Raw genomic sequence first — 6,695 nt, forward strand, 5'->3', positions numbered from 1 at the left:
ACGCGGCACCCGGTGGGTGGGGGCGGTCGGTCGTCACCATCGGCGTCTTCGACGGCGTGCACCGGGGGCACCAGGCGACCATCGGGCACGCCGTGGCGCGTGCGCGGGAACTGGGGGTGCAGTCGGTGGTGCTCACCTTCGACCCGCACCCCGCCGAGGTGGTCCGGCCCGGCTCGCACCCGGCGGTGCTCACCGAGTCGGCCCGCAAGGCGGAGCTGATCGAGGAACTCGGTGTCGACGTGCTCTGCGTGGTGCCGTTCACGCCCGAGTTCTCCCGGCTCCCGGCCGAGGCGTTCGTGCACGACGTGCTGGTCGAGCACCTGCACGCGACGCGGGTCGTGGTGGGGAACAACTTCCGCTTCGGGCACCGGGCCGCCGGTGACGTGGCGCTGCTGGAGCAGTTGGGCCACACGTTCGGCTTCTCGGTGGAGGGCGGCCCCCTGGTCGCCGAGGAGGGCACCGTCTTCTCCTCCACGTACATCCGCTCCTGCGTCGACGCCGGAGACGTCGGCGCGGCGGCGGCGGCGCTGGGCCGGCCGCACCGGGTGGAGGGGGTGGTGGTCCGCGGTGACCAGCGCGGGCGTGAGCTGGGCTTCCCCACCGCCAACCTGCTCTGCCACCGGTACGCGGCGATCCCGGCCGACGGGGTGTACGCGGCCCGGCTGGTCCGTCGGGGCCAGCGGGAACCGTTGATGGCGGCGGTGTCGGTCGGCACGAACCCCACCTTCTCCGGGCGGGAGCGGCGGGTGGAGGCGTACGCCCTCGACTTCGCCGGTGATCTCTACGGCGAGCGCCTGGCGCTGGATTTCGTGGCGCACCTGCGCGGCCAGATCCGTTACGACTCGATCGAGCCGTTGATCGCCCAGATGAACCAGGACGTGGAGCGGACCCGCAAGGTGCTCGGCTGACCCTCCCGACCAGGTCGGAGACCCGCCTCCGGGGGTACGGGCGTGGGGTACGCGCCCGACGCCCGCGTGGCGCCGCACGGCCCTTGGCCGGTGGGCGCGGCTGCGGCTGGTAGTCTGGCGGGGACGTCGGACGACCGACGGGGCCTCGCGTGCCTGCTCGACGCCGCGGGTGCGAGGTGCCGGTCCGGCTCCGGTCCATCGACCGGAGCGACGGACATCAGTGATCAACCCATCGAAACAGGGAGAACATGGCGCTCGACCAGGAAGCCAAGGCCAAGATCCGTGCGGAGTACGCGACCGCCGAGGGCGACACCGGTTCGCCCGAGGTGCAGGTCGCGGTCCTCACCAAGCGGATCGCCGAGCTCACCGAGCACCTGAAGGTGCACAAGCACGACCACCACAGCCGCCGTGGGCTGCTGCTGCTGGTCGGCCGTCGCCGTCGGCTGCTCAACTACGTCCAGAAGAAGGACATCAACCGCTACCGGTCGCTCATCGAGCGGCTCGGTCTGCGTCGGTGACGTGACGGGGGAGTGGCCATCCGGCCGCTCCCCCGCTCCGGTACCGCAGGAAGAGAACAGGGCAACGCGACCAACCGAGTAGGGAGCCGGTCAGCGTACCGGTCTCCGGTAGTGGCCCCCGGGGTACCCGGCTTACCGCCGTGGCCCGGGCGCTTCGATCGAAGACCGGCCGTCTGAGCAGCTTCCCGCGTCGCGAGCCCTCCGATGCGAAGGAGCACTACCGCACCATGACCGAGACCAACCTCGGCACCGAATCCCGCACTGCCGTGATCGACAACGGGTCCTTCGGCACCCGCGAGATCACCTTCTCGACCGGCCGCCTCGCTCGTCAGGCCGCCGGCTCGGTCATCGCCCAGCTGGGCGAGACCGTCGTCCTCTCCGCCACCACCGCCAGCAAGCAGCCGCGGGAGTCGTTCGACTTCTTCCCGCTGACCGTGGACGTGGAGGAGCGGATGTACGCCGCGGGCCGGATCCCCGGCTCGTTCTTCCGTCGCGAGGGCCGGCCGAGCGAGGACGCCATCCTCACCTGCCGGCTGATCGACCGGCCGCTGCGCCCGTCGTTCGTCAAGGGCCTGCGGAACGAGGTCCAGGTCGTGGAGACCGTCCTCGCGCTCGACCCGCAGCACCCGTACGACGTGGTGGCGATCAACGCCGCCTCGATGTCGACGAAGCTCTCCGGCCTGCCGTTCTCCGGCCCGATCGGGGCGACCCGGATGGCCCACATCGACGGTCAGTGGGTCGCCTTCCCCACCCACGAGGAGCTGGCCCGCGCCACCTTCGACATGGTCGTGGCCGGTCGCGCCCTGCCGGACGGCGACGTCGCGATCATGATGGTCGAGGCCGAGGCGACCGAGCACACCGTGGCGCTGGTCGCCGGCGGCGCTCCCGCCCCGACCGAGGAGGTCGTCGCCAGCGGCCTGGAGGCCGCGAAGCCGGCGATCCGGGAGCTGTGCCGGGCGCAGAGCGAGCTCGCCGAGGTGGCCGCCAAGCCGGTCGCCGAGTTCCCGGTGTTCCTGGACTACCAGGACGACGCCTACGACGCGGTCGCCGACCTGGCCCGCGCCGAGGTCGCCGAGGCGCTGAAGATCGCCGGCAAGGCCGACCGTGAGGAGGCCCTCGACCGGGTCAAGGCTCGGGTCGCCGAGGAGCTCGGTCCGCGCTTCGAGGGCCGCGAGAAGGAGCTCTCCGCCGCCTTCCGGTCGCTCACCAAGTCCGAGGTCCGCAGCCGGGTGCTGCGCGAGCAGGTCCGCATCGACGGCCGTGGCCCGCGTGACATCCGCCCGCTCACCGCCGAGGTCGGCGTGCTGCCGCGGGTGCACGGCTCGGCGCTCTTCGAGCGCGGCGAGACCCAGATCCTGGGCGTCACGACGCTCAACATGCTCCGCATGGAGCAGGCGCTGGACACGCTCTCCCCGGAGAAGTCGAAGCGCTACATGCACAACTACAACTTCCCGCCGTACTCCACCGGCGAGACCGGCCGGGTCGGCTCGCCGAAGCGGCGCGAGATCGGCCACGGCGCGCTCGCCGAGCGGGCGCTGATCCCCGTGCTGCCCTCGCGCGAGGAGTTCCCGTACGCCATCCGGCAGGTCTCCGAGGCGCTCGGCTCCAACGGCTCCACCTCGATGGGTTCGGTCTGCGCCTCGACGCTGGGCCTGCTCTCCGCGGGTGTGCCGCTGAAGGCACCGGTCGCCGGCATCGCCATGGGCCTCATCTCCGACGAGGTCGACGGCAAGACCCAGTACGTGACGCTTACCGACATCCTCGGCGCCGAGGACGCCTTCGGCGACATGGACTTCAAGGTCGCCGGCACCCGGGACTTCGTGACCGCGCTCCAGCTCGACACGAAGCTCGACGGCATCCCGTCGGACGTGCTGGCCGGCGCGCTCCAGCAGGCCCACGAGGCCCGGCACACGATCCTCGACGTGATGCAGTCGGCGATCGAGGGCCCGGCCACGATGAGCGACTACGCGCCGCGGGTCACCACCGTGAAGATCCCGGTCGACAAGATCGGCATGGTGATCGGCCCGAAGGGCCAGACCATCAACGCGATCCAGGACGAGACCGGCGCCGAGATCTCCATCGAGGACGACGGCACGATCTACGTCGGTGCGACCAACGGCCCGTCCGCCCAGGCGGCGGTCGAGCGGATCAACGCGATCGCGAACCCGACGCTGCCGAAGGTCGGCGACCGGTTCCTCGGCACGGTGGTCAAGACCGCCGCGTTCGGCGCGTTCATCTCGCTGCTGCCCGGCCGGGACGGCCTGCTGCACATCTCGAAGGTGGGCGACGGCAAGCGGGTCGAGAAGGTGGAGGACTTCCTCAACGTGGGTGACCGCGTCGAGGTGGAGATCGCCGACATCGACCAGCGCGGCAAGATCTACCTGGACAAGGTGCGCCCCGAGGGCGCCGAGGCGCCGGCCGCCGCCCCGGAGGCCGCCGGTGGCGAGCGTCCGGCCGGCCGCGAGCGGAGCGAGCGGGCCCCGCGTGAGCGCGGTGACCGTGAGCGCGGTGGCCGTGGCCCGGAGCGCGGCGAGGGTGGCGAGGGCGGCGGCGAGTCGCGCCCGCGCCGCCGGACCCGGCACAGCTGATCACCGACCGGCCGGACGGCGCCCCGACGGGTGCCGTCCGGCCGGTTTTCTTTCACCCACCCCTCGTCGAAGTGAGAGCAGGTTTCCGTGAGCCGGGCCCAGCGTGCGCCTTTTTCTGCGGATCGACGGGGGGCGGCGGTGTCCGGGGCCGCGCGTTCCGGCGGCACCGGGCGGGCGGTGACCCGGACCATCAGCGAGGACCCGCTGGGCGGCACGGTGCGGCGTACGGTGCTCCCCAACGGGCTGCGCGTACTCACCGAGGCGATCCCCACGATGCGCAGCGTGTCGTTCGGGATCTGGGTGTCGGTCGGCTCGCGGGACGAGACGGGCCCGCACTCCGGGGCCGCGCACTTCCTGGAGCACCTGCTCTTCAAGGGCACCCGTAAGCGCAGCGCGCTGGAGATCTCCTCGGCGATCGAGGCGGTGGGCGGCGAGACCAACGCCTTCACCACCAAGGAGTACACCTGCTACTACGCCCGCGTGCTGGACGAGGACCTGCCGCTGGCGATCGACGTGATGTGCGACCTCGTGGCCGACTCCGTGCTCGAGGCGGCGGACGTGGAGACCGAGCGCGGCGTGATCCTCGAGGAGATCGCCATGCACGACGACGAGCCCGGCGACGAGGTGCACGACCTCTTCGCCCGGGCCGTCTACGGCGACCACCCGCTGGGCCGGCTGATCTCCGGCACGGAGGAGACGGTCACCCCGATGACCCGGGCGCAGATCCGGGACTTCTACCGCCGGCACTACACCGCACCGCAGATAGTGGTCGCCGCCGCCGGCAACCTGGACCACGCGACGGTGGTCGAGCTGGTCCGGCAGGCACTGCACGGCACCCCGCTGGACACCGCACCGGCCACGCCCGCGCCGCACCGGCCGGCGACACCTGCGGTACCCACCCGTCCCGCCGGCACGCTGGTGGAGCCGAAGGAGACCGAGCAGGCGCACGTCCTCCTCGGCTGCCCGGGCATCGACCGGACCGACGAGCGGCGGTTCGCCCTCGGGGTGCTCAACAACGTCCTCGGCGGCGGCATGTCGAGCCGGCTCTTCCAGGAGATCCGCGAACAGCGCGGCCTGGCCTACTCGGTCTACTCCTACGCGAGCCAGTACGCCGACACCGGCCTCTTCGCCGTCTACGCCGGCTGCGCGCCGGGCAAGGTGGACGAGGTGCTGGAGCTGACCCGCGCCGAGCTGGCCCGGGTGGCCGCCGGCGGGCTGACCGAGGCGGAGGTGGCCCGCGGCAAGGGCATGTCGAAGGGCTCGTTCGTGCTCGGGCTCGAGGACACCGGCTCGCGGATGAGCCGGCTCGCCAAGGGGGAGCTGCTCTACGGCGACCTGATGCCGGTGGACGAGCTGCTCGCCCGGGTGGACGCGGTGACCCTGGAGGACGTCAACACGCTCGCCGCCGACCTGCTCGCCCGGCCGATGTCGCTGGCCGTGGTCGGCCCGTTCGGCAACGGCGACTTCGCCACCGCCTGATCCGGTGAGGATCGCGGCCGGCGGAAACGGTCGCCCGCCCGGCTGAGGGACGTCCTGATTGGGATAGGTTGTGCCCCGTGACTGACGAGCAGGAGAGAAACCCGGCCGAGCCGCTGCGGGTCGGCGTCCTGGGCGCGCGGGGCCGGATGGGGCTCGAGGTGTGCAAGGCGGTCGACGCCGCCGCCGACCTGGAGCTGGTGGCGACGATCGACCAGGGTGACGGGCTCTCCGCCGTGTCCGACGCCACCGCCGAGGTGGTCGTGGACTTCACCACCCCGGACGTCGTCATGGACAACCTGCAGTGGTGCATCGAGCGGGGCGTCCACGCCGTGGTCGGCACCACCGGTTTCACCGAGGAGCGGCTGGAGCGGGTCCGTGGCTGGCTGGCGGCCAGGCCCGGCGTCGGCGTGGTGATCGCCCCGAACTTCGGCATCGGCGCGGTGCTGATGATGCAGTTCGCCGCGCGGGCGGCCCGGCACTTCGAGTCGGTCGAGATCATCGAGCAGCATCACCCCCGGAAGCTCGACGCGCCCAGCGGCACGGCGACGCACACCGCCCGGCAGATCGCGCGGGCCCGCGCCGAGGCGGGTCTCGGCCCGGTGCCGGACGCCACGAAGGACGAGGTGCCCGGGGCGCGCGGTGCCGAGATCGACGGCATCCGGGTGCACGCCGTACGCGCCACCGGGCTGGTCGCGCACCAGGAGGTGCTCTTCGGCACCACCGGCGAGACCCTGACCATCCGGCACGACTCCTACGACCGGGCCTCGTTCATGCCGGGCGTGCTGCTCGCCGTGCGGGCGGTGCGCAACCGCCCCGGTCTCACCGTCGGTCTGGACGCCCTGCTCGACTGAGTGGTTGGTCGGCGGAATCCGTTCGCCGTCGTACCGTGCCGGCCCCTAGGCTGCCCCGATGATCGATGCTGGGCACCGGGACCGGGACGGGCGCGCCGTGACGCTGCGTCCGGTGGACGACGACAACTGGCGGCCGGTGGCCGACGTCGCGCCCCGCGACGACCAGCGGGGCTGGGTGCCCGCGCTGGCCGCGCGCTACCTGCTGTTGACGATGCGTGGCGACGTGTGGAGGTCGCTCGCCGTGTACGCGGACGAGACGGTCGTGGGGCACGTCATGTGGGGCGTCGACGACGACGGCTCGCACTGGATCGGCGGCATGATCATTGATGCCGCGGAGCAGGGGCGGGGGAT

General features: G+C 72.3%; 5 protein-coding genes and 1 pseudogene. All 6 read left to right on the forward strand.

From position 1 onward, the window contains the following. The coding region (locus E1211_RS29235) for a bifunctional riboflavin kinase/FAD synthetase (protein ID WP_132352988.1) at positions 1-908 on the forward strand (908 nt) is incomplete at its 5' end. Between the two features lie 248 nt (positions 909-1,156). Further along, a complete protein-coding gene (rpsO, locus tag E1211_RS29240) occupies positions 1,157-1,426 on the forward strand; it encodes a 30S ribosomal protein S15 (protein WP_043962418.1) in 270 nt (89 codons plus the stop codon). Positions 1,427-1,653: 227 nt separating this feature from the next. Further along, positions 1,654-4,014 (forward strand): polyribonucleotide nucleotidyltransferase, encoded by a 2,361-nt coding sequence (locus E1211_RS29245; protein ID WP_132352990.1) that lies wholly within the window; start codon positions 1,654-1,656, stop codon positions 4,012-4,014. An 87-nt stretch (positions 4,015-4,101) separates the two neighbouring features. Next, entirely contained in the window at positions 4,102-5,493 is a 1,392-nt protein-coding gene (locus tag E1211_RS29250) for a pitrilysin family protein (RefSeq protein WP_132352992.1), read from the forward strand. Between the two features lie 77 nt (positions 5,494-5,570). Beyond that, entirely contained in the window at positions 5,571-6,344 is a 774-nt protein-coding gene (gene dapB, locus E1211_RS29255) for a 4-hydroxy-tetrahydrodipicolinate reductase (protein WP_132352994.1), read from the forward strand. A 58-nt stretch (positions 6,345-6,402) separates the two neighbouring features. Beyond that, a pseudogene (locus tag E1211_RS29260) lies at positions 6,403-6,695 on the forward strand (GNAT family N-acetyltransferase); the annotation flags it as partial.

Source organism: Micromonospora sp. 15K316 (assembly GCF_004348525.1).
Lineage (GTDB): Bacteria > Actinomycetota > Actinomycetes > Mycobacteriales > Micromonosporaceae > Micromonospora.